The sequence below is a fragment of the Vibrio parahaemolyticus genome (genome assembly GCF_900460535.1).
Taxonomy (GTDB): Bacteria; Pseudomonadota; Gammaproteobacteria; order Enterobacterales; family Vibrionaceae; genus Vibrio; species Vibrio parahaemolyticus.
The window spans coordinates 89,828-108,762 of sequence record NZ_UHIL01000002.1; the positions used below are offsets into that span (position 1 = coordinate 89,828).

Genomic DNA, 18,935 nt, shown 5'->3' on the forward strand with positions numbered 1-18,935 from the left:
ACCCTTTAGTAAGGCAACTGTAGAGATCGGCGATACGAACTAAGGGACGAGAATGACGTAGCAGTTCTTGGGCGTGTGCCGACAAAGGAACACATCATGAGTGAGAACGAAAAAAACAAACCGCAAGGGATCTATAAATATTATGAAAACAATCCCAAATCTGCGGATGAGAAAGTCTTTGGACGAGTCAGCTACCCAGACAGGCGCGGTTTTCTAAAAGGCGCTGGTTTAGCGACCATGGCCGCCGCGCTTGGTGGATTTATCCCATTCCATCGCAATATGCCGGCTGGCATCATCCCCGCAGCTTTTGCAGAGGGTCTTGATGACGTCATGATCGAAGGCAAAGACGGTTTAACGGTGCTCAACGACAGACCGATGAATGCAGAAACCCCACCTCATTTGTTGAATGACGACGTAACTCCAACTCGACGCCATTTCATTCGCAACAACGGTATTCCACCAGCAGACGTGAACCCTGAAACTTGGACGTTGACCATTGATGGATTGGTCGACAAACCAATGTCGCTGTCGATTGCCGATCTCAAAAAGAACTTCGATGTCGTAGAACAACAACTGGTCGTTGAATGTGGCGGTAACGGCCGTGCTTTCTTTGATCCCAAAGCATCCGGTAATCAATGGACTTACGGCGCTGTGGCTTGCTCCAGTTGGACAGGCGTTCGCTTGGCCGACGTGCTCAAAGCCGCAGGCGTAAAAGACGGAGCCATTTACACCGCGCACTATGGTGCCGACAAGCATCTTTCAGGCAAAGAAGGCAAGTTACCAATTTCTCGTGGCGTACCCATCGCTAAAGCCATGAGCAGTGAAAATCTCATCGCCTTTGCCCAAAACGGCGAAGCACTTCACCCTATGAATGGCGCGCCATTGCGTTTAGTGGTTCCAGGTTGGCCGGGTTCTTGTTCGCAAAAATGGCTCACTCGTATTCAAATTCGCGATCAAATACACGATGGACCAAAGATGACTGGCACTTCCTATCGAGTCCCTAACCGACCTGTCGCCCCGGGAGAAAACGTGGCGAAAGAGGATTTCGAGATCATAGAGCGCATGCCAGTAAAATCTCTCATCACCTCTCCGCAAACCAACACAGAAGTCAATGGCAATGAAATCGCCATTCGCGGACATGCTTGGTCTGGCGACCGAAAAGTGACCAAAGTGCAGATTTCGATTGATTTTGGCGCAACATGGATGGATGCCGACCTCGCAGCTCCTGCTAACGACGGTGCTTGGCAAACGTTCAATGCTAAGGTGAAGTTCCCTCAAGCGGGTTACTACGAAGTGTGGGCGAAAGCGACTGACGATCAAGGCGTCAGCCAGCCTTTTGCCATCGCATGGAATCCGAAAGGTTACCTCAACAACACTTTCCACCGCATTGCATTGATTGTACGAAGCTAAAGAGTCTGTAGCAGAATGGTGAGAAATTAGGGGACATAACACGGTGAGAACAAAACAACCATCAGAGCGGGTACTCCCGCTCGCTTTCACCCTTTTGGCTTTGTTGAGTGACCCTGTACTTGCGAATAACGACGAGTTGATTGCAGCAGGCGAGAAGCAAGCCATGGTTTGTAAAGCCTGCCATCAATTTGAGCCGAATGGCGTAACGGTGGTTGGCCCGCCCTTATGGGGGCTAGCAGAACGCAATATCGCCAGTTTTGAGGGCTTCAATTACAGCGACGGAATTAGACAACATCAAGGAAAGTGGGACACTGAAAAGTTGAACGCATTTTTATCCGATCCGAATGACTTCGCGCCAGGAACCAACATGGTCTTCCCTGGCGTAACAGATCCCGGTGCGCGCGCGGCTATCATTGCATGGCTTACAACGAAAAACCCGACACCACCCAATTGGAATATGACGTCATCAGGATTGGAGGTTAAATCGCCAGGTGATGGGATATTAACGCCGGGAGAGAATATGGAGCTCGTCGCTGCAGTCTGCTCAGCCTGTCATTCGTTACACATGGTCACACAACAAGGACTAAGCCGCCAAAGATGGGATGAAACCCTCGACTGGATGATTGAGGAGCAAGGAATGGAAGATTTATCAGGCGACGACCGAGAAGCCATTCTAGAATACCTTTCTACCTATTATGGGGGGTAACCAAACGTCAGCGGCTATCGCTATTTGATTATACGAGACTCAACCTGTCCTTGGACAAAGTGAAGTTCAGCGCGACCGCCAGTTATAGTAAGCGACTGCGACCCATTCCATACATTTACGTCGTTTTGCGAAATACTAAATGTATGGAAAGTACATCGACTCGCAATCACAAAACTCCACCGCTACTTGGGGGTTAAACTCTCAAGTCCGCTTGTATCGACTCCTTCTAATGCATGTTTTTCAAGAAGATATGTCTCTGAGCGCTCATTGGCTTTGCGTTGTTCAATCAGCTTTTGCTGCTCTATTGTTATTCGGGTTTGACGCTCAATTGCTTCCTGTTCACTCTCACACTGTCTGAATCCATCAGACCAACCTTGAGCATACTTTTTATCAGAGTTAAATCGGGAAATGTCTTTCTTAAATTCATCAAACAAGCTTCCAGCCGCTTTGTATCCACTGTGACACCCGTCATCAAAACCCTCTGCATATTGAACAGGAAACCCTTTGGCCACCATATTGTCTTTCGTGCTTGCGCAGCCTAAAAGCCCCAAAGTGAATAAAGAGATAACGAACACATTACATTTAGACATTATTTTCATGAAGAATACCTTCGTTTAGCATGGGCAATCAGATTAAAGTCTAGGCAATGGAGTTCGAGGATAGCAAGGTGTCTATTCGGTATCATCTATGTCTCCATATCTAATCCAAAAATGAGTCAACTACCAAACTACTAATAGGTAATTGGACAACTAAAGATCACCAACAATGTTAGATTGAATTACCATGGCCTCATTTCTTCTGCCACACCATCCACTGTTCTTTGCCTTTGAAGACATCAACGCTGTCGGTAACGGGTGCGCTTTCGATTAGGTGGAAGTTGGCCGCTAGCTTTTGTTCAATCTCTCCGCTACGCAAACAAAAAGGAGGAAAACGCGATCGGTAGTCGTCGCTGATAACAAAATACCCCACCAGCAAGCCATTACTTGGTAGCAAACGTTCGATCATTGCAAAATACTCATCCCACATCTCTCTCGGCAGTGCGGCTAAAAAAGCGCGTTCATAAATCACATCAAACGATCGGGAAAAGTCCGCACTAAATACATCCCCAAACATCACTTTATCTTGATATTGACCAAGCTGAGATTTCGCAAGGTTGACAGCTTCTGCGCTGTAATCCATCGCGATAACGTCATGTCCGCAATCGACAAAATGCGATACTTCATAAGCTGCGCCGCAGCCAGGGATAAACACCGAGTGAGCCTTGTCAGCAATGCGTTTTAAGTAGTGCTTCAGCTCGTTTGGCGTTTGGTTACGATCCCAAGGCATCGTGCCGTTGAAAAACAGCGCATCCCAAAATTGTTCATTGATGATTGGTGAATCTTTGCTTTTCATCGTTCTTGTTCTCGCTTACATGCACACATTCAACAAAAGCATTCACTCATAAAAAGAAAGGGATACGCGATGAATCTCGGTATCCCTTTTTCGTTGATAGCCTAGCATTAAATGCCTAGTGTTGATGTTTAACGTTGTTAATGACGTGACTCTTCTTATTATTCATTTAACTGCGCAAATCATTGATCAAGGGCTGATCCGCATCGTTTCCGACAAACTGAACATTGCCTTTCAGTTTGGTGACGGATTGAAGTGTCGCTTGAATGTCCTCTGCCGATACATGTACATCATGACAACAGAATGTGATGGCATCGTTGAAGCCATCGCGCTCAATTTTCAAGGAGCCTTTAATATCGTGGCGACGACAGACTTCTTGGATCTGATGCGGATAAACAAACAGACCTTTGACTTTTACCGCCGAATCCGCACGACCCATCCAGCCCTTTATTCGCGCATTTGTCCGTGGCGAATCGGAGCCAGCGTCTAAATAAGCCGATAAATCTCCCGTTGCATAGCGAATCAGCGGAAACTTGTCATCAAGTGAGGTAACGACCACTTCTCCGACTTCTCCCGGTTGGACTGACGTACCGTCGGGATCAACGATTTCGACAATAATATCTTCAGCAATCACTAAGCCTTGCTCACCAGCAACTTGATACGCAATCAAACCAAGCTCGGCACTCGCGTAGGCTTGAAATACAGCAATGCCTTTGTCCGTAAACGCCTGTTGCATGTCTGCGGTGACGGCTTCACCAGAAACTAACGCTTTGGTAAAGCTAGGTAACTCGCCGTATTGCTCTTGGTATTTCTGTAACAACGTCAACAAATAAGATGGCGTTCCCGTGTAACCCGTCGGCTGAAGCTGTTTAATCGCTTCAATCTGTGCTTCAGTATTGCCAACACCTGCCGGAAATACCGCGCAACCACACGCTCTAGCACCGCCATCCATAATGAATCCACCCGGAGAGAAGTGATAAGAGAGCGTGTTGTGGACTAAATCACCACGGCGAAATCCTGCGGCATGAAACGCGCGTCCCATACGCCAGAAGTCCGATTCATCCGTTTGCGCCTCATACAACGGTCCCGGAGATTGAAATACACGCGCCATCTGGCCGATTGCAACGCTGTTTAAACCACCAAACGGCGGCTTGAGTTGCTGCTGGCTTGGGACATTGAATTTGCGAGTGATCGGAAACTGGGCGAGCCCTTCACGGTTACTTGCGATTGAGGCGTCGATATCTGCGAAGATGTTGCCGTAGTGCTCGCTGTTCGCTTTTGCGTTTTCAATCAGTGTCGGCAGACGTTGAAACAACGATTCTTCTCTCTCAGCGGGAGATAAAGACTCTTTTGCATCGAATAATTCGTTCATCTCTGCTCCTTACAACCAGCGCTTACGACGTTTGTAAGACTTAAGATTCTTGAAGCTCTTGCGCTCTTCATCGCCGCCACCCAGATAGAACTCTTTCACGTCTTCGTTATTAAGCAGCTCGTGCTTACTGCCATCGAGCACAATCTTGCCTGACTCCATGATGTAGCCGTAATCGGCGGCATGCAGCGCAAAGTTTGCGTTCTGTTCCACCAGCAACATGGTAATGCCTTGGTCTTTGTTGATCTTCTCGATGATGCTGAACACTTCCTTCACCAACAGTGGTGAAAGCCCCATCGACGGCTCATCAAGTAAGATCATTTTCGGGCGCGCCATCAATGCGCGGCCAATAGCCAACATCTGCTGCTCACCGCCCGACAAATAGCCCGCGAGACCAGTTCGTTCTTTGAGTCGAGGGAAGTAATCAAACACCATTTCGATGTCTTTCTCTACTTCGTTGTCGTTGCGGGTAAACGCACCTAAACGAAGGTTCTCGATAACCGTCATGTCTTCGACAATTCGACGCCCTTCCATCACTTGGAAAATACCCGAACGGACAATCTCTTCTGGGCTTTTGTTGTCGATACGCTCGCCCATGAAGGTAATTTCACCGCGAGTCACTTCACCATCTTCGGTTTTTAACAAACCCGAAATGGCTTTTAGTGTGGTCGATTTACCTGCCCCGTTCGCGCCTAACAGCGTCACGATTTGACCTTTAGGTACTTCAAGGCTCACGCCACGCAGAACCAAAATAACTTCGTCGTAGACCACTTCGATGTTGTTTACCGAGAGTAAGATCTCCGCTGGTTCTATATCCCTTGCTAATTCACTCATCAAGCCACTCCTTGTGCAGGGGAAGGGATGATGTATATCGCATCCCCTCACCTGTTCTTGTTTTGTTGTTAGTAACCTAGCCAATCGTCACGGCGTGACAATGTCACCTGAGACACTTTCTTGATGTCTACTGCACCGCCTTGGTTGTTACCCATAAACACGTTTACGGTGGTTGTGCCGCGGTGATCTTCTGGTTGCCAGTTAGCAGGAATACACACGCCCTCTAGACCTTTTGGAACCCAGTTTTTGTGAACGTACATGCCTTTCTTGATGTTTTCACCCGTAATGCCGCCGTTGTCCTTCGCCCATTCCATCGCTTCTTTCATGTAAAACGCTGAACAAACGCCGCGAATGTAATGGTGAGTTCGGAACTCTCCCGGCTCAGATTCAGACAGTTTGGAGATTTGCTGAACCAGCTTCATGCCTTCGCTATCGTCGCCCCAGAATGCCGTCATACCTGGGAACACGTAATCTTTCAGACCGTCACCTGCCGCTTCAATTACGGGTTTATCACCACCCCAGATATTCGCCATGTACTGGAATTCCGTGCCAACCGTGTTACATGACTTCACTAGTGAAATGACTGAGCCACCTAGGTTCGCGATGTAACCGTAGTTGGTGCCGGATTCTTTTAGCGACAAACATTGCGCTTTGAAATCACCCGGTTTGAGTGAGACAACCACAGGATTTTGTACTTCAAAGCCCAGCTCTTTGGCGTATTCCGCACACGCGTCTTTTGGTGCATTTGGGAACGGATGGTTATCACCAATGTGAGTAAATTTAGGTGCCGTGGTATTGCCTTTTGATTCCCAATCCTCTTTCGCCCATTTCACCAATGCACGACAGGCATCTGAGTAAGAAGCGCCATAGAAAAAGTTGTAGGGAGCAGGCTTGGCTGTTTTCGGGTTTTTGCCCGTAGGGTCCGTTAAGTGGCCCGAGTAAGATGCCGAAAATACCGGCACTTTGTCTTTGGTTACGAATGAGATCAGCGCTTCGGTATCTGCTGTGCCCCACCCTTGCATCGCGACCATGTTTTTACGCGCAACCCAACGTTTGTAGTTAGAAATCGCCACTGGCACTTTGTACGCCATGTCCACCGTTTCAAATTCCAGTTCGGTACCGTTGATGCCACCATTTTGGTTGATCCACTGCAGCGCATCTCGCACGCCAGAGCCGTAAGGCTTGCTCACATAAGCAGTAGGCCCAGAGAAGTCCACCAGATGCCCGACAAATACAGAATCTTTTGCCCAAGATGCAGTAGTAAACAGCGCCGAAGATAGCACCAACGTTGTCGCTAAATGTCCTTTGTTCATAACTCGTTGTCCTTGTTATTTAGGTATATTCCACTTAAGTACACGTTAATAAGAAAACGGATAGTGTTTCCAATATGCTCGAATTTGTTGCCAGCGATGCGACAATCCTTGAGGTTCAAAAATCAGGAACAGCATGATGACCAAACCAATCGCCATTTCTTTGAAGTAAGCAAGCCCATCAATGAACGACGTGTTATCGCTAAACGCAGCTAGCCCCGTCACACCAAACTCTAAAACCTCCGGTAGCAACACGATGAAGATCGTGCCCATCAATGTACCTTTCACCGATCCCAGACCACCGATGATGATCATCGCGAGGAACTGAATAGACATCATAATGGTGAAGCCTTCGGCAGAAACGAACCCTAAGTAATGCCCGTAGAGCGCGCCGCCGATGCCTGCATAAAACGCACACACTCCAAAAGAGAGCAGACGATATTTAGTCAGGTTGATACCCATGATTTCAGCCGATAGGTAATGATCGCGTACCGAAACAAACGCACGACCATCACGAGAACGGATGAGGTTGGAAGCCCATAGATACATAAAGATCAGCGCAAACAGTGCAACATAGAAGAAGCTTTCATCGGTCGAGAACTCGAAGCCAAACAGGTTGATTGGGCTGGCACTCGCACCGTATGAACCACCACTGAACCACTCCGCGCGAGCAAAGAAGTCTTCCAAAATGAACTGCGCGGCTAAAGTTGCAATCGCAAGGTACAAACCTTTGATTCGCGCGGCTGGCAAGCCAAAGAGCATCCCGACGATCATGGTCAAGTAACCCGCGAGCGGAATGGCAAACACCACCGGAATGTTGAACTGGTTGTTCAGCCAAGCCGATGCAAACGCGCCAAAGCCAAAGAACGCACCGTGACCTAGAGATATTTGTCCGGTAAAGCCGACCAAAATGTTCAAACCAAGGGCCGCAATACCGAGGTACGCAATCTGAATAAACAGGTTGAGGAAGTAAATATCCAGTACCAGAGGTGCGGCCAGCATGGCGATCACACCCGCTATCGCTAGGCTTCTGATGGTTTTGGTTTCAAAAATTGGCGTATCACTTTTGTATGTGGTTCGAAAATCCCCACATGGGCGCATGCTAAGTTGAGCCATAGTATTTCTCCTTAAATACGCTCAATATCTTTGGTACCAAACAGGCCGTATGGCTTGAAGGCAAGAATGATTAACAGCACATAGAACGGTGCGATGTTGTAAAGGTTACCGACTTGCAGATATTGGCTATCAAAGAACTCAGCCAAGTTCTCCAGCACCCCGATGGTGATACCACCGACGATTGCACCAACCACGGAATCCAAGCCACCTAAAATAACCGCTGGGAACACTTTGATGCCGATGATAGATAACGCGTCTGATACGCCATTTACGATCCCGATAACAATCCCTGCTGTCGCGGATACCATCGCCGAAATAGCCCAACTGATGGCGAACACTTTCTTGATGGAAATGCCAAGACTCTGGGCGACCTGCTGGTTAAATGCGGTCGCTCGCATCGCCAAACCCATTTTGCTGAATTTGAAGAACCAGTAGAACGCGCCCATGATGATCATCGAGAAGATCAAACTGAGGATGTAAGCAAATTCCACGTTCAAACCACCAATATTAACGACGTTAGTTTCGAATACCTGTGGGTACGACACCGCAGACACACCAAACATCCATTTCATCAGTGCTTGGAAGAACATCGACAAACCAATCGTCACCATGATCACCGAGATGATCGGCTCACCAATCAACGGCCTGAGCACAATGGTTTGCACGGCGATACCAAACACCATCATAAAGGCGAGAGTGAGTAAGAAGCCGACGAAAAACGGCAGTTGCAGATGAACCAATGCAGCCCAACACACCCACGCGCCGATCAGAAGAAACTCACCCTGAGCAAAGTTCACCACCTGAGTTGATTTGTAAATCAGTACAAAGCACATGGCGACCACGCCATACAACATGCCGACGATCACGCCATTAATGACTAGTTGCAGTAATAAATCCGTATTCACTATGCGATCCTCCGTTGTTCGCTATCCACCAGTGTCAGCTCATGTTGAATAAGCGTTTCTATCACCAGCGACGTTTGAATGCGTGTCTTGGTTCCATCCTGATAAGTGATCACCGTATCGACGTCCACAGTCGGCGCGGCGCTGTAAATGGTTTCGATGATGTCACCGTATTTCTCGGCAACCACACCACGACGCACTTTACGTGTACGAGTTAGCTCGCCGTCATCCGCGTCCAGCTCTTTATAAAGCAGAATGAATTTGCTGATTTTCTGTGCGTCTGGCAGCGATTCATTCACTTTCAGCACTTCTTCACGAATCGCTTGATAGACTTCAGGTTGAGAAGAAAGGTTGGTGTAGTTGGTGAATGCAATGCCCTTTTGCTCTGCCCACTTCGCGACGATCGCGTAACGAATACAGATAATTGCGGAGAGCCAAGGTCGGCCTTTACCCACCACCACCGCTTCTGCGATAAATGGCGAGAACTTGAGTTTGTTTTCAATGAACTGCGGAGAGTAACGGTCGCCATGGCTGGTTTCCGACATGTCTTTCAAACGGTCGATAACGACTAAGTGACCAGAATCTTTAAAGTAGCCCGCATCGCCTGTGTGCATCCAGCCGTCTTGCACATCTTCATCGTACGCCGCTTGGTTATTGAGATAGCCGGTAAACATGCCAGTACTTTTCGCGATGATCTCACCCACCCCGTTGCTGTCTGGGTTGATGACTTTCACGTCTGCATTGTCAAACGCAACGCCGACTGAATCGTAATCCACGTCATCGGCTTGGTGTACGGTGTACGCGCCACACATTTCGGTCTGACCATAAAGCTGCTTAAGTGGCACACCGATCGCTTGTAGGTAACGGAAAGTATCTGGCCCCATTGCCGCACCACCGGTAGCCGCAGAAGACAGATTCGAGAAACCTAAACGGTCGCGTAGAGCGCGTAGAAGAATCCATTCGGCCAGCTTAGAACGCTTGCCCTGATCCAGCGCTTTGTTCGCTAAGCTCATGCCCAGTTTGTACATCTTCTGCTTAAACGGTGTGGAATCCATCATGCGTGCAGACACGTCTGCCACAATGTTTTCCCACACGCGCGGTGCCAGTAACACGAAGTTCGGGCCAATCTCGCGTAAGTCCGACATCATGGTCTCTTGCTCTTCAACAAAGTTGACGATTTGACGAGAAATCAACGCCTGACCAACCACATACACCTGCTCCATGATCCAAGGAAGAGGAAGAACAGAAACGTAATTGTCGCCTGGAGAACGTGGGTCCGCACGCAAGTAAGCCGCACAGTGATCTAAGAACGTGCCGCTGTGAAGTTGCGCCAATTTCGGTTTTGAGGTCGTACCCGAAGTAGTACAAAGAATCGAGAGATCACTGCCTTTGGTTGCGGCAACCATATTGAGATACTTATCTGGGTCCGCTTTATCGATCAGCTGACCTTTTTTGTAGACCTGCTCAACATCGATCAGTCGCGGATCATCGTATTTGCGCATCCCGCGTGGATCGCAGTAAATAATGTATTCCACACTTGGAATTTCATCCCCAAGCTCAAGAAGTTTGTCGCATTGCTCTTCATCTTCGGCAATCACAACTTTGGCTTTGGCGTAGTTGATTAAGTACGCCACTTCTTCATGCATGGAGTCTTGATAGATACCCAATGAATAGCCTTTGATCGCGTGCGCAGCCAGTTCACCCCACACCCATTCAGGTCGGTTGTCGCCTAAAAGCCCCACAACATCTTGCTCGCCGATGCCTAAATCTTGTAGCGATAATGCCATCCACTTGACTCGGTTTTCGTAATCCTGCCAAGTAAACTCTCGCCAAATACCGAACTCTTTCTCACGCATTGCCACTTGCTCTGGCCAGTGCTTGGCATTGTGCTGCAACACTTTTGGAAAGGTATCTAAGCTGGTTATATCTGCCCAATCATTATGTTGCTGTGCCATTATGCACTCTCCTCTAATGTCGGTAGTTCTTCACCCAAATAAGCCTGTTTCACGTGTGGGTTCGCCATCACTTCTTCCGGTTCGCCCATGGCAATGTGTTTACCAAAATCCAAAACCAACACGCGATTGGAGATATCCATCACCACGCCCATGTCGTGTTCGATCATGATGATGGTGATGTCGAGTTCTTCGTTCAGATCCATGATGTAACGTGCCATGTCTTCCTTTTCTTCAAGGTTCATACCGGCCATCGGCTCATCGAGTAAAAGAAGTTTTGGTCTTAACGCTATTGCGCGCGCAAGCTCGACACGTTTACGTAAACCGTAAGAAAGCGTGCCAGCGGTGGCTTTGCGGATGTGTTGGATTTCAAGAAAATCGATGACATCTTCCACGTATTTGCGGTGTGCCATCTCTTCTTTTTGCGCGTTAGAGAACCAGTAAAGCGGGCCTGTCACGAAGTTATTTTTCAACAGGTGGTGTCGGCCAACCATGATGTTGTCGAGCACAGACATGTGTGAAAAGAGGGCTAAGTTTTGGAAGGTTCTGCCCAGACCTAACTCAGCGCGTTGGCTCGGGGTACGTTTGGTTACGTCGCTTCCAGCAAAGATGACCGAACCTTTGTTCGGAGTGTATCGGCCAGAGATGCAGTTGAGCATCGAGGTTTTACCAGCACCATTGGGACCGATGATTGAGAAAATTTCCTTCTCGTTCACATGGAAGCTCACGTCGGTTAACGCTTTCACCCCACCAAAGGCCAATGAAATATCGTTTACCTGCAAAAGAGGTGTTTCCGATACCATAGTTGATCTCCCTTTCATTTTGAGTGCGTTTCCTTGAGCACTATTTCGATATCAAACTTCACTTTGATACTGGTAACCGCTTCTACACCTATGCATCAACTTTTAATTCAGTTTACGTAAACGTCAATTTAAAATCAGAATAGTGCCTTGAAGATTAAGTTGCAATCGAGTTCACCGATAAAGATTTGAACTGACGCAAACTTTAAGTAAATAAGTTGTTAATAAAAATTATTCTCAGACCACTACATATTTGGGTAGTTGGGACCACCACCACCTTCAGGAGGCATCCAGGTGATGTTTTGACTTGGGTCTTTGATATCGCAGGTTTTACAGTGAATACAGTTCGCCGCATTAATCTGTAATTCGGCTTGCTCTGCACCTTCTACAATTTCATACACCCCAGCAGGACAATAGCGTTGAGCGGGCTCGGCATAGAGCGCCAAGTTCTGTTCGATAGGAATGCGCTGGCTGGCAAGCTGCAAATGACACGGTTGGTCTTCTTCATGGAAAATATTGGATAAATAGACGGAAGAAAGACGGTCGAAACTCAACACGCCATCAGGCTTCGGATAGAGGATCTCATTGCTGTTTTCCGCCAGAATCAAAGACTGATGATCGGGATGTTCACAACGTACATTCCACTTTGCTTTGCCTTTTAACACGTTGTGTTCCAACATCGCTAAACCACCACCTAACCAAGAGCCAAAACGGTGTATTCCGCTAGAGAAATTGCGTGCTTGATAAAGCTCTTCATATAGCCATGACTGTTTGAAATGGCTTTGGTAGTCGGCAATAACCGATTGATTTGAAACCGCTTCAAAAACGGCTTCAGCGGCGAGTATCCCCGACTTCATCGCGGTATGCGTGCCTTTGATTTTCGCGCTATTGAGCGTGCCAGCATCGCAGCCAATCAATAGTCCACCCGCAAATTGTTGGGTCGGAAGGGAATGAAAGCCGCCTTTGGCAATCGCCCTAGCCCCATAGCTGATGCGCTTACCGTTTTTCAGGTACTGCTCAATCAACGGGTGATGTTTAAAACGCTGAAATTCGTCAAACGGACTCAGGTGGGGATTTTCGTAATTAAGGTCAACAATCAGGCCAACTGCGACTTGGTTGCCCTCAAGATGATAAAGATAACTGCCACCACTTGCTTCGTTTGCCAACGGCCAACCTAACCCATGAACAACCAATCCTTGCTGATGTTGCTCTGCGGGTATTTCCCACAGCTCTTTAAAGCCAATCGCATAGTGCTGTGGCGTTTTATCTTCAGCGAGATTAAATTTGTTAATCAATTGCTTACCAATATGGCCACGAGCCCCTTCAGCAAACAGAGTAAACTTAGCGCGAAGTTCGATACCCGGCTCGAAATTGACTTTTTTCTCGCCGTTTTTATCTAACCCCATGTCGCCAGTAAGCACGCCACAAACACGGTTTTGTTCATCAATAATGGCTCGGTTAGCACTAAAGCCAGGGTAGATTTCTACGCCTAGGTTTTCTGCTTGCGATGCCATCCAACGGCACAAATTACCTAAACTGATGATGTAATTACCATCGTTATGCAGCGTATTCGGCACTGCCCACATTGGCAGTTCATGACCATTAAGTTCGTTACTGAAATAGTAGGTTTTATCTTGATTGACTTTGGTATTGAGCGGCGCGTCCTTTTCTTTCCAATCCGGAAACAACTCATCCAAACTGCGCGTTTCAAACACCGCGCCAGAGAGAATGTGCGCCCCCACTTCCGAACCTTTCTCTACAACACAAACTGAGATTTCTTGGTCTTTTTCCATTGCCAACTGTTTGACGCGACAGGCAGCAGACAAGCCCGCCGGGCCCGCACCCACAATCAGAACATCAAACTCCATGCAGTCTCTTTCCATGGTTGTATTCCCTTCTTCTTTTGCATGTTGCCAAATTGTTAATCAATAATATATTTAAAGTTGACGCAAACGTAAAGGTAAATTAACATCATTTTAAAGACGTCAACACATAGTCTTCACTGTAAAAAGGAATCTAACGTGAAAATACTAGTGCCAATTAAAAGGGTCATTGATCCCTACATTAAGGTCCGTGTTAAACCGGACAACAGCGATGTTGAAACCAATAACGTCAAGATGACTATCAACCCGTTTTGCGAAATCGCCGTTGAAGAAGCGGTTCGACTAAAAGAGCAAGGGATTGCAGAAGAAGTCATCGTTGTGAGTGCTGGCGGCACACAATGTCAGGAACAATTGCGCACGGCCCTAGCACTAGGAGCAGATCGCGCGATTCATATCGACACGGCGGACAAGATTGAACCGCTCGTGGTGTCCAAGTTGCTCAAAGCGATTGTTGAACAAGAGCACGCTCAGTTGGTGATCACCGGCAAACAATCGATCGATACGGACAACAACCAAGTCGCGCAGATGCTGGCCGCTTTGCTTGACTGGCCTCAGGCTACTTTTGCATCGGATGTAAAAATTGAAGACCAAAAAGTGCAGGTGGTGCGAGAAGTCGATGGTGGATTGATGACGGTAGCAATGAACTTGCCAGCGGTGATCAGCACTGATTTGCGTTTAAACGAGCCTCGCTTCGCTTCCCTACCTAATATCATGAAGGCCAAACGTAAGCCCCTCGACACGATCACACCAGAGAGCTTGGGCGTTGAAGTTGTGTTCAGCCAAACCATCACGGAAGTTACCCCACCAGCGCAAAGAAAAGCCGGTATCAAAGTGGAGTCTGTTTCAGAACTTCTCGATAAGCTACGTAACGAAGCGAAGGTGATTTCATGAAGAATCTAATTATTGCAGAACATGACAACAACCAACTGCACGCCGATACGTTGAGAGTCGTGAATGCCGCAAGTCAAGCGGGCCAAGATAACACATTGCTCGTGATTGGTTATCAATGTGAAGAAGTCGCTCAGCAAGCGAGCCGTGTCGATGGTATTGCAAAAGTAATTTGCATTGACGACGAATCGCTGGTGCACCAATTCGCGGAAAATATCGCGCCAGTTGTTGTAGGACTTGCAGACAGCTTTGACGGCATCTGGGCCAATTCATCATCCAAAGGCAAAGATCTTGCGCCACGTATCGCCGCTAAATGTGGTGTTGGGCAAATCTCTGACATCGTTCAAGTGGTGGATGACAAAACGTTTATACGCCCAATTTATGCGGGCAACGCTTTCGCTAAAGTGACTTCAAATGACAGTTTACGTGTGGTCACCGTGCGCGCATCTGCTTTTGATCCTGTTGCTTGCAACAGCCAAGTCGATATTGAACATCAGCAAACCTCGGCTCAATCTCTCGTTGTAGAGTTAGTTGCTATCGACAAGACCGTTTCTGAGCGCCCTGAACTCACCGCTGCGGAAATCGTGATTTCTGGTGGTCGTGGCGTGGGTAGCAAAGAGAACTTCGAGCTTATCGAAAAAGTCGCCGACAAACTCGGCGCGGCGATTGGCGCGTCTCGCGCTGCTGTCGATGCAGGTTTTGTCGCTAACGACTTACAAGTCGGTCAAACAGGCAAAATCGTCGCGCCTAAGCTTTACATTGCCGTCGGGATCTCTGGTGCAATCCAACACCTTGCCGGCATGAAAGAGTCGAAAGTGATTGTCGCTATCAACAAAGATCCGGACTCCCCTATCTTCGAAGTGGCGGATTATGGGTTAGTCGGCGATCTGTTCGAGATATTGCCTCAGCTCGCTGAGCAACTATAAATAAACCGACCAAGGGCGAGCAGATGATGCTCGCCCTTTTTGATCAATGTAAGTTAACAATGGATTGAATATAGAGGGAACTATGCCAAGCCAAACTCCTATTTGGTCGCCATCTGCTGAGCGAGTCAGAGACAGTAACCTGCTTCGATTTATCGAGAGCACTAATGCACGAAACAGCGCAAGTAATGAGATTAGCGATTATGCGTCATTACACCGCTGGTCTATTGAACACAATGACGCATTTTGGCAGCACACTTGGCAATTTTGTAAAGTCGTTGGCAAGTTAGGTTCACAAGTCAAAAGTTTAGGCGAGCCAAAATGGAGCGATTCAAACTCACCAAATATCAACAGAGATACGGTTTGGTTCTGCGATACAACCCTTAACTACGCTCAGAATTTACTTGTACACGCAGAGCAATCACCAGAGCGACAATTGATTGTTTTCAGCAATGAAAGTGGCGAGCAAAAACAGCTCTCTGGTCAACAGTTGATTGAGCAAGTGTCCATCATCCAACAATGGTTGATTGCAAATGGTGTCGGCAAAGGAGATGTCGTGGCGGCCTACTTGCCCTACCTTCCTGAGACCGTAATCGCGATGCTCGCGACCACCAGCCTCGGTGCTATTTGGACATCGACCTCTCCAGACTTTGGCGTCGACAGCGTGTTGGAGCGGTTCGGCCAAGTGACACCCAAAGTATTGTTTTGTTGTAATGGCTACCAATTTGGCGGCAAGATCTTCGATATGACGCAAAAAAACCGAGCGATTAGCAGCAAGCTCGGAAACACCATCAGCGTTTGCCAAATTGACTATTTAACGCCAAGCAGCGAATTAAAACCAAGAGACGAACGATCCGACTCCGACTTCATTACATGGAGCGAGTTGTCTGAACACATTGCTCCACAAGCTATTCACTACCAACCAGCGCTGTTTAATGACCCGTTATTCATTTTATATTCGTCAGGAACCACTGGACAGCCTAAGTGCATTGTCCATTCCGTAGGTGGAACCTTACTCAATCATTTGAAAGAACATCAGCTGCACTGCGATGTTAAACCTCTCGACAAGGTTTTCTACTACACCACTTGTGGTTGGATGATGTGGAACTGGCATGTTTCCGCACTCGCGAGCGGTGCCACGTTGGTGATTTACGACGGTAGCCCCGTGTACCCCGACCATTCTGTGCTTTGGCGCTTGGCGGAAGAACAGTCGGTGTCACTGTTTGGTACCTCTGCAAAGTATCTCGAAGCGCTTGAGCAAGCCAATTATTCGCCTCGGTCAGAGCATAATTTGGATTCGCTGAAGACCTTATGCTCTACAGGTTCCGTGCTCTATCCTGAGCAGTTCAGTTACGTTTATCAACATATCAAACAGGATTTACACTTAGCTTCCATCGCAGGCGGAACCGACATTTGTGGCTGCTTTGTTCTTGGTAACCCAATCTCTCCCGTCTACAAAGGGGAATGCCAAGGTGCGGGGCTCGGCAACAATGTAAAAGTGCTTGATGACGCAGGGAGCGAAGTAGTTTCACAACGCGGAGAACTGACATGTAACAACTCGCTGCCAAACTTTCCTATCGGCTTTTGGCATGACAATGGCGAACGTTATCACGATGCTTACTGGAGCAAATTTGCGGATACTTGGCACCACGGTGATGACGTCATGCAAACCGCAAACGGCGGCTTTATCTTCTACGGCCGAAGTGACGCAACGCTCAATCCCGGCGGAGTACGTATTGGCACAGCAGAAATCTATCAACAAGTGAACGCGCTATCGGGTATCGAAGATTCGATTGCCGTCGGTAAGTTGAGCCAGCAATCTGAAGAGATCTGGTTATTCGTCAAATTAAGCCAAAGTGTTGAGTTAACGCCACAACTGACTGACTTGATCCGCCAAACGTTGAAAGCGAACTGCTCACCGCGACATGTCCCGCGCAAGATCTTCGCACTCAGTGATATTCCACGAACGCGTTCCGGTAAAACGGTTGAACTGGCAGTAAAGCAGGTCGTGAATGGTCAGACAGTTAAAAATATCGGCGCAATTGCGAATCCAGAGGTTTTGGAAGAGATAGCGGCAATTGCCGTTGAAACACAGCCAGTACTGACCAATGCGCTATAAAAAAGAGCCGCTATTGCGGCTCTTACGATTTCAATTTATTCGAAGTTTAAATTACTTCTCTTTACCGAATACGTTGTTCTCTTGCTCTTGTACGCGGATGAAAGTCGTACGCTTCGTTAGTTCTTTAAGCTTCGCTGCGCCTACGTAGGTACAGGTTGAACGCACACCACCAAGGATATCTGAGATCGTACCGTGAACACTGCCACGGAATGGCAATAGTACGGTTTTACCTTCAGCGGCACGGTACTTAGCCACACCACCAGAGTGCTTGTCCATTGCCGACTGAGAAGACATGCCGTAGAACTTCATGAAAGTCTCACCATCTTTCTCGATGATCTCGCCGCCTGACTCTTCGTGACCCGCTAACATACCGCCAAGCATCACGAAGTCTGCACCGCCGCCAAACGCTTTTGATACGTCACCCGCGCATGAACAACCACCGTCACCGATGATCATACCACCCAGGCCGTGCGCCGCATCACCACACTCAATGATTGCAGAAAGCTGAGGATAACCCACACCCGTTTTGACACGAGTAGTACATACTGAACCTGGGCCAATGCCCACTTTTACGATGTCTGCGCCAGCAAGAATAAGCTCTTCACACATATCACCAGTAACCACGTTACCCGCAGAGATCACTTTGTCTGGAAACTCTGCACGTACACGCTCTACGTACTCAACTAAATGCTCTGAGTAGCCGTTCGCGATATCAACACAGATAAAGATGAGCTCGTCAGAAAGTGCCATGATGTCTTTTGTTTTTTGGAAATCTGCGTCAGAAGTTCCCGTAGACACCATCACGTTTTTTAGCGTTGCGTTGTCAGCAGATTTTACGAAGTCTGCCCAGTCGTTCACTGTGTAGTGTTTGTGAACGGCTGTCATTACACCATGCTCAGCCAGTGCTTTAGCCATTTCAAAGCTACCAACTGAATCCATGTTCGCTGCGATTACAGGCACACCAGACCATTGACGACCACTATGCTTGAATGTAAAATCGCGGGTTAAATTTACTTGAGAACGGCTTTTCAGGGTAGAACGTTTCGGGCGAAACAGTACATCTTTAAAACCTAACTTAAGTTCTTGTTCGATACGCATTGTGTAATTCCTTGATTCATATGTATATGTGTCATCTCAGAGTGCGTAGTGAAACCGTTGGCAGACGGGTTCACTGTTCTTCGGACACAAAAAAACCGGAGCGTTGGCAGACGCTCCGGTTTTCAGCATTATAGGCTGTGATTTCTTTCCTACAAGTCTGATATTTGCATTTTTTTTGTGTTACCATCTTGAAAATCGCATATCAAAAATCCCTTTCAAGACACTCTTTTTTCTTC

The 18,935-nt window shown here is 47.7% G+C and carries 16 protein-coding genes; 5 read left to right on the forward strand and 11 right to left on the reverse strand.

Annotation, left to right across the window (positions count from 1 at the left end; translation table 11 throughout):
- Nucleotides 1-96 precede the first annotated feature (96 nt).
- The gene (locus tag DYB02_RS17270) at nt 97-1,410 is read left to right on the forward strand and encodes a molybdopterin-dependent oxidoreductase (protein WP_025556166.1); all 1,314 of its coding nucleotides are present in this window, start codon (nt 97-99) and stop codon (nt 1,408-1,410) included.
- A gap of 43 nt (nt 1,411-1,453) precedes the next feature.
- Nucleotides 1,454-2,116 (forward strand): c-type cytochrome, encoded by a 663-nt coding sequence (locus tag DYB02_RS17275; RefSeq protein WP_029803627.1) that lies wholly within the window; start codon nt 1,454-1,456, stop codon nt 2,114-2,116.
- 182 nt (nt 2,117-2,298) lie between these two features.
- On the opposite strand, the gene DYB02_RS17280 is transcribed toward DYB02_RS17275, so the two are convergent.
- The 10 genes from DYB02_RS17280 to DYB02_RS17330 all read right to left on the reverse strand — a co-directional run bounded on the left by DYB02_RS17280 (nt 2,299) and on the right by DYB02_RS17330 (nt 13,671).
- On the reverse strand, nt 2,299-2,715 hold the full coding sequence (locus DYB02_RS17280) for a hypothetical protein (protein WP_020838025.1): 417 nt from the start codon (nt 2,713-2,715) through the stop codon (nt 2,299-2,301).
- 190 nt (nt 2,716-2,905) lie between these two features.
- Nucleotides 2,906-3,508 carry a methyltransferase domain-containing protein gene (locus DYB02_RS17285; protein ID WP_029803629.1) on the reverse strand — a complete coding sequence of 201 codons (603 nt, stop codon included), beginning with the start codon at nt 3,506-3,508 and terminating at the stop codon, nt 2,906-2,908.
- Nucleotides 3,509-3,674: 166 nt separating this feature from the next.
- On the reverse strand, nt 3,675-4,877 hold the full coding sequence (locus tag DYB02_RS17290) for a phenylacetate--CoA ligase family protein (protein WP_029803630.1): 1,203 nt from the start codon (nt 4,875-4,877) through the stop codon (nt 3,675-3,677).
- Between the two features lie 9 nt (nt 4,878-4,886).
- Nucleotides 4,887-5,708, reverse strand: a complete 822-nt coding sequence (locus tag DYB02_RS17295; protein ID WP_005477074.1) for an ABC transporter ATP-binding protein — start codon at nt 5,706-5,708, stop codon at nt 4,887-4,889.
- 68 nt (nt 5,709-5,776) lie between these two features.
- Nucleotides 5,777-7,021, reverse strand: coding sequence for an ABC transporter substrate-binding protein (locus tag DYB02_RS17300; protein WP_005499215.1), 1,245 nt, complete (start codon nt 7,019-7,021; stop codon nt 5,777-5,779).
- Between the two features lie 45 nt (nt 7,022-7,066).
- Nucleotides 7,067-8,134 (reverse strand): branched-chain amino acid ABC transporter permease, encoded by a 1,068-nt coding sequence (locus DYB02_RS17305; protein WP_005463596.1) that lies wholly within the window; start codon nt 8,132-8,134, stop codon nt 7,067-7,069.
- A gap of 11 nt (nt 8,135-8,145) precedes the next feature.
- Nucleotides 8,146-9,039, reverse strand: coding sequence for a branched-chain amino acid ABC transporter permease (locus DYB02_RS17310; protein ID WP_005463595.1), 894 nt, complete (start codon nt 9,037-9,039; stop codon nt 8,146-8,148).
- Entirely contained in the window at nt 9,039-10,991 is a 1,953-nt protein-coding gene (locus tag DYB02_RS17315; RefSeq protein WP_025540111.1) for a long-chain fatty acid--CoA ligase, read from the reverse strand. Before DYB02_RS17315 ends, DYB02_RS17310 begins: the two co-directional genes overlap by 1 nt.
- Nucleotides 10,991-11,791 (reverse strand): ABC transporter ATP-binding protein, encoded by an 801-nt coding sequence (locus DYB02_RS17320; protein ID WP_029803632.1) that lies wholly within the window; start codon nt 11,789-11,791, stop codon nt 10,991-10,993. Before DYB02_RS17320 ends, DYB02_RS17315 begins: the two co-directional genes overlap by 1 nt.
- A gap of 242 nt (nt 11,792-12,033) precedes the next feature.
- Nucleotides 12,034-13,671: an electron transfer flavoprotein-ubiquinone oxidoreductase gene (locus DYB02_RS17330; protein ID WP_029803634.1), complete on the reverse strand. Its 1,638-nt coding sequence runs from the start codon at nt 13,669-13,671 to the stop codon at nt 12,034-12,036.
- A 138-nt stretch (nt 13,672-13,809) separates the two neighbouring features.
- On the opposite strand from DYB02_RS17330, the gene DYB02_RS17335 reads away from it, so the two are divergent.
- The 3 genes from DYB02_RS17335 (at nt 13,810) to DYB02_RS17345 (ending at nt 17,601) form a co-directional block, all read left to right on the forward strand.
- Nucleotides 13,810-14,562: an electron transfer flavoprotein subunit beta/FixA family protein gene (locus DYB02_RS17335; protein WP_029803502.1), complete on the forward strand. Its 753-nt coding sequence runs from the start codon at nt 13,810-13,812 to the stop codon at nt 14,560-14,562.
- Complete coding sequence (locus DYB02_RS17340) at nt 14,559-15,485, forward strand: electron transfer flavoprotein subunit alpha/FixB family protein (RefSeq protein WP_029803636.1); 927 nt, start codon at nt 14,559-14,561, stop codon at nt 15,483-15,485. The genes DYB02_RS17335 and DYB02_RS17340 overlap by 4 nt, the downstream gene beginning before the upstream one ends.
- A gap of 82 nt (nt 15,486-15,567) precedes the next feature.
- Nucleotides 15,568-17,601 carry an acetoacetate--CoA ligase gene (locus DYB02_RS17345; RefSeq protein ID WP_029806716.1) on the forward strand — a complete coding sequence of 678 codons (2,034 nt, stop codon included), beginning with the start codon at nt 15,568-15,570 and terminating at the stop codon, nt 17,599-17,601.
- 51 nt (nt 17,602-17,652) lie between these two features.
- Here the strand turns inward: DYB02_RS17345 and DYB02_RS17350 are convergent, their stop codons facing one another.
- On the reverse strand, nt 17,653-18,699 hold the full coding sequence (locus DYB02_RS17350) for a GMP reductase (protein ID WP_005463577.1): 1,047 nt from the start codon (nt 18,697-18,699) through the stop codon (nt 17,653-17,655).
- Nucleotides 18,700-18,935: the final 236 nt, after the last annotated feature.